Source organism: Defluviimonas salinarum, from assembly GCF_026013545.1.
In the GTDB taxonomy this organism is placed as follows: Bacteria; Pseudomonadota; Alphaproteobacteria; order Rhodobacterales; family Rhodobacteraceae; genus Albidovulum; species Albidovulum salinarum.
Genome location: NZ_JAPDOG010000008.1, coordinates 145,001 through 157,742, shown reverse-complemented (window position 1 = coordinate 157,742; position 12,742 = coordinate 145,001). Strand labels below are relative to the sequence as shown.

Annotated in this window: 8 protein-coding genes, 1 tRNA gene and 2 rRNA genes (1 of these 11 only partly in view); 8 read left to right on the top strand and 3 right to left on the bottom strand. The window is 63.1% G+C overall.

All coding sequences use genetic code 11. The features are described 5' to 3' along the window. The first annotated feature begins 30 nt into the window (after positions 1-30). From OM960_RS10955 to OM960_RS10920, 8 genes are all read left to right on the top strand, one after another. Positions 31-1,428 carry an ABC transporter substrate-binding protein gene (locus OM960_RS10955; protein WP_264771971.1) on the top strand — a complete coding sequence of 466 codons (1,398 nt, stop codon included), beginning with the start codon at positions 31-33 and terminating at the stop codon, positions 1,426-1,428. 66 nt (positions 1,429-1,494) lie between these two features. Continuing rightward, the gene (locus OM960_RS10950) at positions 1,495-2,451 is read left to right on the top strand and encodes an ABC transporter permease (RefSeq protein WP_264771970.1); all 957 of its coding nucleotides are present in this window, start codon (positions 1,495-1,497) and stop codon (positions 2,449-2,451) included. 11 nt (positions 2,452-2,462) lie between these two features. Continuing rightward, positions 2,463-3,281: an ABC transporter permease gene (locus OM960_RS10945; protein WP_264771969.1), complete on the top strand. Its 819-nt coding sequence runs from the start codon at positions 2,463-2,465 to the stop codon at positions 3,279-3,281. A gap of 1 nt (position 3,282) precedes the next feature. After that, on the top strand, positions 3,283-4,905 hold the full coding sequence (locus OM960_RS10940; protein ID WP_264771968.1) for an ABC transporter ATP-binding protein: 1,623 nt from the start codon (positions 3,283-3,285) through the stop codon (positions 4,903-4,905). A 134-nt stretch (positions 4,906-5,039) separates the two neighbouring features. After that, positions 5,040-6,713 carry a thiamine pyrophosphate-requiring protein gene (locus OM960_RS10935; protein WP_264771967.1) on the top strand — a complete coding sequence of 558 codons (1,674 nt, stop codon included), beginning with the start codon at positions 5,040-5,042 and terminating at the stop codon, positions 6,711-6,713. Between the two features lie 59 nt (positions 6,714-6,772). Further along, a complete protein-coding gene (locus OM960_RS10930; RefSeq protein WP_264771966.1) occupies positions 6,773-8,401 on the top strand; it encodes a GMC family oxidoreductase in 1,629 nt (542 codons plus the stop codon). After that, positions 8,398-9,852 (top strand): betaine-aldehyde dehydrogenase, encoded by a 1,455-nt coding sequence (gene betB, locus OM960_RS10925; protein WP_264771965.1) that lies wholly within the window; start codon positions 8,398-8,400, stop codon positions 9,850-9,852. Before OM960_RS10930 ends, betB begins: the two co-directional genes overlap by 4 nt. A 17-nt stretch (positions 9,853-9,869) precedes the next feature. Further along, positions 9,870-10,772: an MBL fold metallo-hydrolase gene (locus OM960_RS10920; RefSeq protein WP_264771964.1), complete on the top strand. Its 903-nt coding sequence runs from the start codon at positions 9,870-9,872 to the stop codon at positions 10,770-10,772. 220 nt (positions 10,773-10,992) lie between these two features. Here the strand turns inward: OM960_RS10920 and OM960_RS10915 are convergent. The 3 genes from OM960_RS10915 to OM960_RS10905 all read right to left on the bottom strand — a co-directional run. Then, positions 10,993-11,069: transfer RNA gene (locus OM960_RS10915), tRNA-Met, on the bottom strand. A 71-nt stretch (positions 11,070-11,140) separates the two neighbouring features. Further along, positions 11,141-11,255: ribosomal RNA gene (gene rrf / locus OM960_RS10910) — 5S ribosomal RNA — on the bottom strand. Positions 11,256-11,326: 71 nt separating this feature from the next. Next, positions 11,327-12,742: ribosomal RNA gene (locus tag OM960_RS10905) — 23S ribosomal RNA — on the bottom strand (it continues 1,420 nt past the right edge of the window).

The window sequence follows — 12,742 nt, the reverse complement described above, 5'->3', positions numbered from 1 at the left end:
GCCCTGAGCGATGCGAACACGTCCGCGTCCATGGACCCAGCGACGTTTGTGGCTCAGTTCGACCAGATCGGCCTGCGCTCTACGGTCTACAACACACTCACCGAAGTGACTGCCACCGGGGAGATCATTCCGGAGCTGGCCGAAAGCTACGAGGCCTCTCCGGACGCGAAAGTCTGGACCTTCCGGCTGCGCAAGGGCGTCCAGTTCCACAACGGCAAGGAACTTGTCGCCGACGACGTCGTCGCCTCGATCAACCACCATCGTGGCGGAGATTCGAAGTCCGGTGCGAAGGCGATCGTCGACCCGATCGTCGACCTGCGTGCGGAAGATCCCTACACGGTGGTCTTCGAGCTCGACTCCGGCAACGCCGACTTCCCTTTCGTCGTCAACGACTATCATCTGGTCATCATGCAGGCGAAGGATGGCAAGGCAGATTGGCAGTCTGGAATCGGAACCGGCGGCTATATCTTGAAGAAATGGGAGGCCGGCGTCCGCGTCGAGCTCGAGCGCAGCCCGACGTACTTCAAGGAAGGCCGCGCCCATTTCGACCAGATCACGATCATCGCGATCGCCGATGCTGCCGCGCGTCAGGCCGCCCTGATCGCAGGCGAGGTGGACGCGATCAACCGCGTCGACCTCAAGACTGCACATCTTCTCGCGCGTAATCCCGGCGTGGTCCTCGAAGAAACCTCCGGCACCGCGCACTTCGCTATTCCGATGCACTGCAACACCGCGCCATTCAATGACGTGAACGTGCGGCTCGCGCTGAAATACGCGATCGACCGCCAGGCGATCGTCGACACCATTCTGCTTGGCCACGGCACGGTCGGGAACGACAACCCGATCGCCCCGGCGAACCGTTACTTTGACGCAAATCTGGAGCAACGCGTCTACGATCCCGACCGTGCCAGGTTCCACCTGAAAGAGGCCGGGCTCGACACGCTCAGCGTCAAGCTGTCGGCTTCCGACGCCGCCTTTGCCGGCGCCCTCGACACGGCGGTCCTCTACCGCGAACACGCCGCCGCGGCGGGGATCGACATCGAGGTCGTGCAGGAACCCGCGGACGGCTACTGGTCGAACGTTTGGCTCAAGAAACCGTTCGCGATGAGCACCTGGGGCGGCCGCCCGACCGAGGACGGGATGTTCTCGCTCGCCTATGCCGCGGGAGCGCCATGGAACGAGTCCTTCTGGGACAACGCGCGCTTCAACGAGCTACTTCTCACCGCGCGGGCGGAGCTTGATGAGGCGAAGCGCCGCGAGATGTACGGCGAGATGCAGGCGTTGGTGCGCGACGACGGCGGCACCGTGATCCCCGCCTACCAGAACTTCGTGGATGCCCGGTCCGCGAATCTGGCGCGCGAGGATGCCATCGGCGGCAACTGGGACATGGACGGCTTCATGGCGGTCGAACGCTGGTGGTTCGCCTGATCCGCTTCGCCTCATTGCCCCGGCGCCCGTGAACGGCGCCGGGGCTTCTCTCTTCTGGAAAATGCCATGCATCAGCTTCTCGGTCTCATTCTGAAGCGGCTCGGCTTCGGGGCCATCACGCTTCTCGTCATATCGGTGATCGTGTTCTCTGCGGTCGAGTTCCTGCCCGGAGATCTCGCGCAGCAAGTCCTCGGCCAATCGGCGACCGAGGAGACGGTCGCGGCGTTCCGGCGCGAACTCGGTCTCGACCAGCCCTCGGTCACGCGTTACTTCATCTGGCTCGCCGACGTGGCGCATGGTGATTTCGGTAATTCGCTCGCGAATGGCCAGGCAGTTTCCGGCCTGATCGCGCAGCGCTTTGCCAACACATTGTTTCTTGCCGGCTATGCTGCAGCCATCGCGGTTCCGATCGCATTGATTCTCGGCGTCCTTGCCGCGCTCACCCGGCGCAGCCTGTTCGACCGGCTGATCAACATCCTGTCGCTCGGCGCGATCTCGATGCCGGAATTCTTCATCGCCTACATCATGGTTACGCTCTTCGCACTGAAGTTTGGATGGTTTTCGCCGCTGGCGAACGTGACGCCGGAAATGCCTCTCGGCACCCGCCTCTGGGCGACGCTGCTGCCGGCGCTGACGCTGAACCTCGTGGTGGTAGCCCACATGATGCGCATGACCAGAGCATCGATTCTTAGTCCCATGGCGAGCCCTTATATCGAAATGGCCGACCTCAAGGGGATCACCCCTTTGCGGGTGGTGATCCGGCACGCGCTGCCGAATGCGCTTGCCCCGATCATCAACGTCGTGGCCCTGACGCTGGCCTATCTGGTCGTCGGCGTCGTGATCGTCGAGGTAGTCTTTGTCTATCCCGGCCTCGGCCAGCTCATGGTCGACAGCGTGGCGAAGCGCGATATGACCGTGGTCCAGGCCTGCTGCCTGATCTTCGCGCTGACCTACATCCTTCTCAACTTGACGGCCGACATCCTGGCGATCGCCACGAATCCCCGGCTGCTTCACCCCAAGTAGGAGTCGACGCCATGGCCCGCCGCATCGGCAAAATCCCTCCTACGGCCGCCTTCGGGATTGCGGTCGTCACGACCTACTCGGTCGCGGTCCTCTTCGCCCCGGTCATCGCGCCCTACGGCCAGACCGAGGTCGTGGGCGCACCGTTTCTGCCCTGGAGCGGCGAGCATCCGTTCGGAACCGACAATCTCGGCCGCGACATGCTGACCCGGCTGATATACGGCGCGCGCAACTCGGTCGCGCTGGCGCTAGTCACGACGCTGCTCGCCTTCCTGATCGGGACCGCTGCCGGCTTCGTCGGCTCGATCCTGAAGGGCTGGACCGACATGGCGATTGGCCGCTCGGTCGACGTGCTGATGGCGATCCCGGCGCTGATCTTCGCGCTTCTCCTACTGACGATCACTGGACCTTCGCTAGTGGCCACCGTGCTCGTCGTCGCGCTGATCGAGGGCACCCGCGTCTACCGCCTGACCCGCGCCGTTGCCGGCAACCTCGTGGTGATGGAGTTCGTCGAGGCTGCCCAGCTTCGCGGCGAAAGCCTCTGGTGGATCATTCGCCGCGAGCTGCTGCCGAACGCGACCGCACCGCTCGCGGCCGAACTCGGCCTGCGCTTCTGCTTCGTTTTTCTGTTCATTTCGGCGCTGTCGTTCCTAGGCCTAGGTGTCCGCCCGCCCTTGGCTGAGTGGGGTTCCATGGTGCGGGAGAACGCGACGCTCATCACCTATGGCGACATCACGCCGCTCCTGCCGGCGGCCGCGATTGCCATCCTCACCATCTCGGTGAACTTCATCGTCGACTGGTTCCTGCACATGACGAGCGGGCTGGAGGAGTGACATGACCGACAAGAACCTTCTCGAGATCCGCGGCCTGAAGATCGAGGGCCGGCGCGACGGCAAGGTCACCGAGATCATCAGGGGCGTCGATATCACGCTCGGCGAAGGTGAGGTTCTCGGGCTGATCGGGGAATCTGGCGCGGGCAAGTCCACGCTCGGCCTTGCAAGCATGGGCTATACGCGCGCGGGCTGCGTCATCTCCGAGGGCGATATCCGTTTTCGCGGCGAGAATCTGCGGAACCTCGACGCCGCGGCGCAACGGCGGCTGCGCGGCCGGCGGATCGCCTATGTGGCGCAATCTGCCGCCGCCGCCTTCAACCCCGCCCATCGCCTCGGCGCCCAGGTCACTGAGGTGCCGGTCCTCCGCAGCCTGATGACACAGCCACAGGCCGACCGCGAGGCGATCTCGCTTTTCGAGGAGGTGCAGCTGCCCTCGCCGGTCGCCTTCGGGCTGCGCTATCCGCACCAGGTCTCGGGCGGACAGCTGCAGCGGGCGATGACGGCGATGGCGATGATCTGCAAGCCGAATCTCATCATCTTCGATGAGCCGACGACGGCGCTCGACGTAACGACGCAGATCGAGGTCTTGACCGCGATCAAGAAGATCGTGCGGGATCACGGCACGGCAGCGATCTACATCACGCACGACCTTGCGGTCGTCGCGCAGATCGCCGACCGCATCAAGGTCCTGCGCTACGGCGAAGAGGTCGAGGAGGCAGAGACCGCCCGGATGATGGCCGCCCCGCGCGAGAACTATACCCGCTCGCTCTGGTCGGTGAGGTCGTTTCGCAAGCAGGCGCATACCGATGCGCAGGGTCAGCCCCTTGCGACGATCGAGAATGTCATCGCCCATTACGGTGAGTTGAAGGTTCTCGACGACGTGTCGGTCGAACTGCACCGCGGCAGGACCCTTGCCGTGGTCGGCGAAAGCGGCTCGGGCAAGACGACATTGGCGCGCGCCCTGTGCGGGCTGCTGCCATCGACATCGGGCCAGGTGACGCTGTCGGGCACTAGTCTGGCGCCGTCCTTCCGCGGTCGCAGACGGGATCAGCTCAAATCCATCCAGATGATCTACCAAATGGCGGATACCGCGCTGAACGCCCGCCAGACCGTCGGCGAGATCATCGCTCGCCCGGCCGAGCTGTTTCTCGGCAAGACGAAGCCCCAGAGCTTCGACCGCGCGCGCGAGCTTCTCGACCTGATTGGCATGGAGCCCGGCACATTCCTCCACCGCTATCCCGGCGAGCTGTCCGGTGGCCAGAAACAGCGCGTCTCGATTGCGCGTGCGCTTGCGGCCAAGCCCGAGTTGATCGTCTGCGACGAGGTCACCTCCGCGCTCGACCAAATCGTCGCTGAGGGCATCTTGAAGCTTCTCGACCAGATCCAGACCGAGCTCGGCACGGCGTTCATGTACATTACGCACGACCTCGATACGGTCCGTGCGATCGCCGACGATGTCGCCGTCATGCATCGCGGCAAACTCGTGCGCTACGGGCCGAAGGAGAAGGTCCTCACGCCGCCATTTGATCCCTACACGGAGCTGCTCCTGTCCTCCGTGCCGGAAATGCGCTGCGGCTGGCTGGACGACGTGATCGAAAGCCGCGGTCAGACCGCAACGGCGTAAGGCACCAACACATGTACAGAACGCCCAAAAACGGAACTGTTTTGAAAAAAAACAGGCCATGCATTGCGGAATTTTGGGCCAAACATGCTGCCAAGGCGCGGCTGCGAACCGCGTGAATGCAAACGGAGATGAAAATGAACGGCGCAGATCTGATCGCGGGCATTCTGAAGAAGGAAGGCGTGGAATTCATTCCGGCCTTCCCGCACAGCGACATCATCGATTGTGGGGCAAAGATCGGCATCGTTCCCCTGATCGTGCGGCAGGAGCGGCACGCGCTCCACATCGCCGACGGATACGCGCGCATGACCGGCGGGCGGAATATCTGTTGCACCACGGTGCAGTACGGGCCGGGTTCGGAGAACGCAGCGGGCGCGGTGGCGCAGTGCTACGGCGACAACGTCCCGGTCCTGCACATGCCGGGCGGCTACGCCCGCGCTGATCAGGGCATCCAGCCCAACTTCAACGGCGCGCGCAACATGCAGCTCATCAACAAGTGGTGCGAGATGGTTCTGACGGCCGACCGCATCCCGCAGATGATGCAGAACGCCTTCGCGATGCTGAAGAACGGCCGGCCAGGCCCGGTGACGCTGGAAGTGCCGATCGACATCTTCACCGAAGAGGTCGACCCCGCGCTTCTCGACAGCTACAAACCGCAGCGCCGCTCGGTGCCGCACGCCAACCCCGCCGACATCGCCGAGATGGCCGACATCCTTCTCGCCGCCGAGAATCCGGTGATTATCGCGGGCCAGGGTATTCTCTATGCGGAGGCCTGGGACGAGCTTGTTGAACTCGCCGAGTTGACCGACACGCCGGTGATCTCGACCTTGAACGGCAAGAGCTGCTTCCCGGAAAACCACCCGCTCTCGGTCGGCTGCGCCGGCGGCGCGCGCCCCGATGGCGTGAACCGCGCGCTGGAGCGCGCCGATGTCTACCTCGGGCTCGGCACCTCTTTCACCACCTCGGACTACATCACGCCCTTCCCGAAGGCGGGCCGCAAGTTCGTGCAGCTGACCAACTGGGAGGGCGACATCTCCAAGGATTACCCGATCGACCTCGGGGTGATCGGCGACGCCAAGCCTTCGATCGCCGCGCTGATCGCCGCGATCCGCGAGAAGACCGGCGGCAAGGGTCGTCCGCGTCCCGAGGTCCGGGAGCGGACGGTGGCCGAAAAGCAAGCCTTCCTCGACAAGTGGATGGACAAGCTGACCTCGAGCGAGCAGCCGATCAGCCCTTACCGCGTGGTCTGGGACCTGATGAACACCGTCGATCGCGCCAAGACCGTGATGACCCACGAAGCCGGCAGCCCCCGTGACCAGACGACGCCCTTCTGGGAAGCGATCGTGCCGCATGGCTACATGGGCTGGGGCAAGACCACGCAACTCGGCATGAGCCTTGGTCTCATGCAGGGCGCCAAGCTGGCGAACCCCGACTGGACCTGCGTCCACGTCATGGGCGACGCGGCGATCGGCATGACGGGGATGGACTTCGAGACCGCCGCGCGGCTCAAGATCGGCACGATCACCATCGTGCTCAAGAACTCGATCATGGGCGGTTACACCAAGCACCATCCGAACGCGGCCGAGAAGTACCATATCGAGGAGCTTGGCGGCGACTACGCGAAGATGGCCGAAGCCTTCGGCGGCTACGCCGAGACGATCACCGATCCGGCCGAGCTGATCCCGGCCTACAAGCGGGCGATCGAGAAGGCCGATCAGGGCATCCCGGTCCTCTTGCAGGTCATCACCAAGGAAGAGCTGAAGATGGCCAAGGACCTGCCCGAGGGCGTCGGCCCCCACGTCCAGGTCTGACATCCCGACCGCATGGCCCCGCGTGAACCCGCGCGGGGCACTTACTCAGTGGCAGATGAATGGACAACCGGATCTCTGACTATGTGATTGTCGGCGGCGGAACCGCCGGCTGTGTGCTTGCGGCCCGGCTGACCGAGGACCCCTCGGTTTCGGTCACGCTCATCGAAGCCGGACCGGAGAACCGGGGTCTGCTCGTGCAGATGCCGGCCGGGTTGGGTGCACTTTACGACAAGGGCGCGCTGCATTGGCCCTTCAAAGCCGAAGCGGAACCCTACGCGGCCGACAAGGTCCTGCCCTACAAGATGGGGCGGGTTCTCGGCGGATCCTCGGCCATCAACGGGTTGGTCTGGGCGCGCGGCAATCCGCGCGACTTCGACGACTGGGCCGAAGCCGGCTGCACCGGCTGGTCCTGGGCCGACATCGAACCCATCTTCCGGCGCATCGAGGACTTCAAGGACGAGAACGACCCTCACATGGGCCACGATGGGCCAATTCCGGTGAAGCGCGGCCGGGCCGAATGCAACGTTCTGGCAAACGCATTCCTGGCGGCGGCCGCCGAGGCTGGCCACCGGATCAATCCAAACCACAATTCCGGCGACCAGGACGGTTTCTGCGCGCTGCATCAGAATACGCGGGACGGACGGCGTGGCGATGTCTACGAGGGCTACCTGCGCCCGGTCCGCAGTCGCCCGAACCTCAGGATCCACACCGGCCAGCCGGTTCTGCGCGTGCTCCTGGACGGCTCGCGCGCCATCGGCGTCGAGGTCGGAACCCGGACCGGAACCGTTGTCCACCGGGCCCGGCGCGATGTGATCCTCGCCGCCGGGGCCGTGGCGAGCCCCCAGCTTCTGGAGCTGTCAGGCATCGGCGATCCGGCGGTCCTGAGCCGCGCGGGCGTCGCACTACGGCACAATCTGCCGGGAGTGGGCGAGAACTTCCACACCCATCCGACCATTGCACTGACCTATCGCTGCAGCAAGCCGGTCTCGATCCTGAATGCAACGCGCGGGGCCGGCAAGATCGCCGCCGGGCTACGCTGGATTCTGACGCGGACCGGCCCCGCCGCGACCAATCATTTTGAGGCCGGAGCGTTCCTGCGCGCTTTCCCCGACAGTGACCGCCCTGACTACCAGATCACCTTTCTGCCGCTGGCGCTTGGCGGGACCACGGGCGCCGTCATGCTGCATGGCTACCAGATCTATATCGAGCTCGTCGGTTGCCGCAGCCGGGGTTACTGCCATGTGGCTTCGGCATCCGTCGAGGATCAGCCGCGGTTCCGGTTCAACTTTCTTCAGGATCCTCGCGACATTGAGGTTTACAAGCGCGCTGTCGAAACGGCGCGGACCCTCGCCGCGCAGCCCGCGCTGGCGGCGTTGACCGAAGCGGAACTCGTCCCCGGTCGTGAAATCCAGGGCGCCGCCGAGGTCGAGGCCTGGATCCGGCGTTGCGCGTCGATCAGCCACCACCTCGTCGGCTCTTGCCGCATGGGACCTTCAGGCGATCCGATGGCGGTCGTCGGGCCGGATCTGCGCGTGCATGGTCTTGACGGCCTGCGTGTCGTCGATGCTTCGATCATGCCGCGCGTCACGTCCGCCAACACACATGCGACCACGATCGCCATCGCCGAGAAGGCGGCGGACATGATCCGTGTCGCCCACGAAACCAGCCAACCAAGGATACGGGCATGAAATTCCAGCCGAAGGCCAGCCACTTCATCGACGGCGCATATGTCGAGGACACCGCCGGTGCTCCGATCGATGTCGTCTATCCGGCCACCGGAGAGGTCATCGCGCGGCTGCATTCCGCAACCCCCGAGATCGTCGAGCGCGCGCTCCTGTCGGCCAAGGCGGCGCAGAAGGCCTGGGCTGCGATGACCGGCACCGAGCGCGGCCGCATCCTGCGCCGCGCAGCCGACATCATGCGCGAACGCAACCACGAGCTTTCGGTGATCGAGACCCATGACACCGGCAAGCCGATCCAGGAAACCACGGTCGCCGACGCGACCTCCGGCGCCGATGCGCTGGAATATTTCGGCGGACTCGCCGGCAGCCTGACCGGTGAACACATTCCGCTCGCGGGCGGCGATTTCGTCTACACGGTCCGAGAGGCGCTCGGCGTTTGCGTCGGTATCGGCGCCTGGAACTACCCGACCCAGATCGCCTGCTGGAAGGGCGCGCCGGCGCTCGCCTGCGGCAACACGATGATCTTCAAGCCGTCCGAGACGACGCCGCTCGCGGCCCTTCAGGTGGCCGAGATTCTGGTCGAGGCCGGCGCCCCGAACGGCGTCTACAACGTGGTGCAGGGCTATGGCGAAGTCGGCGCGGCGCTGGTCACCGATCCGCGCGTCGCCAAGGTTTCGCTGACCGGCTCGGTTCCCACAGGCCGCAAGGTCTATGCCGCTGCAGCGGTGGGGATGAAACATGTCACGATGGAGCTCGGCGGCAAGTCGCCCTTGATCGTTTTCGACGACGCCGATCTCGAGAACGCCGTGTCGGGCGCGATCCTCGGCAATTTCTATGCCTCGGGACAGGTCTGTTCCAACGGCACCCGCGTCTTCGTGCAGAAGAGAATCAAGGCGGCCTTCCTGAAGCGGCTCTCCGAGCGGCTTTCCCTAGCGAAAATCGGTGACCCGATGGATCCCGAAGTCAGCTTCGGTCCGATGGTCAGCGCGCGCCAGATGGAGATCGTGAAAGGCTACGTCGCCCGGGGGATCGCGGAGGGCGCCCGGCTCGTCTGCGGCGGCGGCCGTCTCGACCGGCCGGGTTTCTACCTCCAGCCCACGGTCTTTGCCGATGTGACCGACGGCATGACCATCGCCCGCGAGGAGATCTTCGGACCGGTCATGGCGGTCCTCGACTTTGCGACAGAAGCGGAAGTCATGGAACGGGCCAACTCCACCGAGTTTGGCCTCGCCGCCGGGGTCTTCACCCGCGACCTGACCCGCGCGCACCGTGTGGTCAAGGCCTTCGAGGCCGGCACATGCTACATCAACACCTACAACCTTGCCCCGGTCGAGGCGCCTTTCGGTGGGTCCAAGATGTCCGGCGTCGGGCGCGAGAATTCCAAGCTCGCGATCAACCACTACAGCGAGCTGAAGACGGTCTACGTCTCGATGAACGACGTCCAGGCGCCCTATTGACCACGGAGAGTAAAACGATGACCGCGACTCTGGACTGGTACGGATGCGCGACCTTTCGGTTGAAGACCCAGGGTCTGACCCTGTTCCTCGACGCCTATATCGATCGAGTGCCAGGCGCCGACGGCCCGCCTGGCGCCTCGGCTGACGACATCGAAGACTGCGACTACATCCTTGTCGGTCACAGTCATTTCGACCACATCTGGGGCGCCGACCGGATTGCGCTCAGGACCGGGGCGAAGGTCATCGGCTCGTACGAGACCGTGCGTATTCTCGCCAATGCCGGTGTGCCCGAGGATCAGCTCCTTCCGGTTTCCGGAGGAGAGACTATCCCGCTGGGTTCCGGGGTAAGCGTGGAGGTCTACCCGGCACTGCATTCCTGCCTGTGGGCGGGCTATGACGACCAGAACCCGAGTTTCGATTGCCTTGGCGACAAGCACGTCGACTATTTCGCCCGACGCGCCTGCGAGTCTGACCTTCTGTCCGGCCTTGGCAAGCTGAGCGCAGACATCGACGTCCACATGCGGCGTTCAGATCAGGGCTGCCGCGGAGACGGCGGCACGCTCTGCTATGTGATCGCGACGCCCGAAGGCCGGCTTTTCTTCAAGGATACACCGGGCCACTGGAGCGGCATCATGGAGAAGATCGATGCCGATGTCGGCATCCTGGCGGCGTCAGGCCGCGCCAACGTAGATGGCGAGCCGATTCAGGGGGCGCTCAACGACTTCCTCGTCTCCGAAGCCGAATTCCTGGGGTTGAAGCGGGTTGTCTTGTGTCACCATGATGCTTGGCTTGGCCCGATCTTTCCGGGCGGGAACGTGGCCGGAATCCGCGAGGAGTTCGCGATGCGACGAGCAGGTTGCGAGGTGTTGGAACTGGAATATGTTGACGGCTTTGATGTCTTTTCTGGCTTAATGGTCTGACATTGGGTCGGGTATAGGAGTTCTTGCGACCCGGCCGAGCCCCAGGCTCGTCTCTTGGCTTCGGTCGCGGCAATCCCGTTGACCCGCGTGGTTGAAGTTCGCCGAATGCGGTCGAGTGCGGTTTTTCGGTTGTGGTGTTGATGTGGCGTTGATGTAGACGCAAAAAAGCCGGCGGTATTGGAATACCATCGGCTTATGTGTTTGATATTACTGCAAGATTTGGTTGCGGGGGTAGGATTTGAACCTACGACCTTCAGGTTATGAGCCTGACGAGCTACCGGGCTGCTCCACCCCGCGCCAATTGGCCCGCTCGGTATTGGATTGAGTTTGGGCCGCATCGTCGAGAGATACGTTGCGCTTCTTTCTAGGTTTGGCGGCGACCTACTCTCCCACGTCTTGAGACGCAGTACCATTGGCGCGACGGCACTTAACGGCCGAGTTCGGGATGGGATCGGGTGTTTTGCTCGTGCTATGACCACCAAACCGAGAAAGAAGCACAACAATCAGCGGTCCAAGTCCGCTTTTTGACCAGAGAAGTCTGGCTTCTGCTGGATCAAATCAAGCCTATCGAGCAATTAGTACCGGTCAACTGAACGCATTGCTGCGCTTACATCTCCGGCCTATCGACGTGGTGGTCTTCCACGGCTCTCAAGGGATACCTGGTTTTGAGGGGGGCTTCCCGCTTAGATGCCTTCAGCGGTTATCCTGTCCGTTCATAGCTACCCAGCACTGCCGTTGGCACGACAACTGGTCCACCAGTGGAACGTTCACCCCGGTCCTCTCGTACTAGGGGCAACTCCTCTCAAGTATCCTACACCCACGGCAGATAGGGACCGAACTGTCTCACGACGTTCTAAACCCAGCTCACGTACCTCTTTAAATGGCGAACAGCCATACCCTTGGGACCTGCTCCAGCCCCAGGATGAGATGAGCCGACATCGAGGTGCCAAACGATGCCGTCGATATGGACTCTTGGGCATCATCAGCCTGTTATCCCCAGCGTACCTTTTATCCGTTGAGCGATGGCCCTCCCACTTGGGACCACCGGATCACTATGGCCGTCTTTCGACTCTGCTCGACTTGTCAGTCTCGCAGTCAGGCTGGCTTCTGCCATTGCACTCAACGAGCGATTTCCGACCGCTCTGAGCCAACCTTCGCGCGCCTCCGTTACTCTTTGGGAGGCGACCGCCCCAGTCAAACTACCCACCACGCAGGGTCCCGGATCCGGATAACGGACCGCGGTTAGACATCAAGAGTGCGAAGGGTGGTATCTCAAGGGAGGCTCCACGGAAACTGGCGTTCCCGCTTCAAAGCCTACCACCTATCCTGCACATCACAATCCTGATGCCAGTGCGAAGCTATAGTAAAGGTGCATGGGGTCTTTCCGTCTAACCGCGGGAAGTGTGCATCTTGACACACAGTTCAATTTCGCTGAGTCCACGTTTGAGACAGCGGGGAGATCGTTACGCCATTCGTGCAGGTCGGAACTTACCCGACAAGGAATTTCGCTACCTTAGGACCGTTATAGTTACGGCCGCCGTTTACTGGGGCTTCAATTCGGAGCTTGCACCCCTCCTTTTAACCTTCCAGCACCGGGCAGGCGTCAGACTGTATACGTCGCCTTACGGCTTCGCACAGCCCTGTGTTTTAAGTAAACAGTCGCCACCCCCTGGTCTGTGCCCCCCGCCCACAGTTGCCTGCAGACGGGGCTCCCTTCTCGCGAACTTACGGGAGCATTTTGCCGAGTTCCTTAAACGTGGTTCTCTCAAGCGCCTTGGTATTCTCTACCAGTCCACCTGTGTCGGTTTCGGGTACGATCTAATGGAGGGCTATTTCCAGGAACCTCTAAGCAGCCTCTTCAATCCGATAAGAAGAAACTACCCTCGAGATCCGTCACATCCTCCTGGCCCAGGAATATTAACCTGGTTCCCATCGACTACGCCTTTCGGCCTCGCCTTAGGGGTCGGCTC

What these genes read in the sequence shown, in the direction of transcription:
- OM960_RS10935 (WP_264771967.1), top strand. Translation starts at nt 5,040, where the DNA reads ATGAACGGCGCAGATCTGATCGCGGGCATTCTGAAGAAGGAAGGCGTG.
- OM960_RS10945 (WP_264771969.1), top strand. Translation starts at nt 2,463, where the DNA reads ATGGCCCGCCGCATCGGCAAAATCCCTCCTACGGCCGCCTTCGGGATT.
- OM960_RS10920 (WP_264771964.1), top strand. Translation starts at nt 9,870, where the DNA reads ATGACCGCGACTCTGGACTGGTACGGATGCGCGACCTTTCGGTTGAAG.
- OM960_RS10955 (WP_264771971.1), top strand. Translation starts at nt 31, where the DNA reads ATGGACCCAGCGACGTTTGTGGCTCAGTTCGACCAGATCGGCCTGCGC.
- OM960_RS10950 (WP_264771970.1), top strand. Translation starts at nt 1,495, where the DNA reads ATGCATCAGCTTCTCGGTCTCATTCTGAAGCGGCTCGGCTTCGGGGCC.
- OM960_RS10940 (WP_264771968.1), top strand. Translation starts at nt 3,283, where the DNA reads ATGACCGACAAGAACCTTCTCGAGATCCGCGGCCTGAAGATCGAGGGC.
- OM960_RS10930 (WP_264771966.1), top strand. Translation starts at nt 6,773, where the DNA reads ATGGACAACCGGATCTCTGACTATGTGATTGTCGGCGGCGGAACCGCC.
- betB (WP_264771965.1), top strand. Translation starts at nt 8,398, where the DNA reads ATGAAATTCCAGCCGAAGGCCAGCCACTTCATCGACGGCGCATATGTC.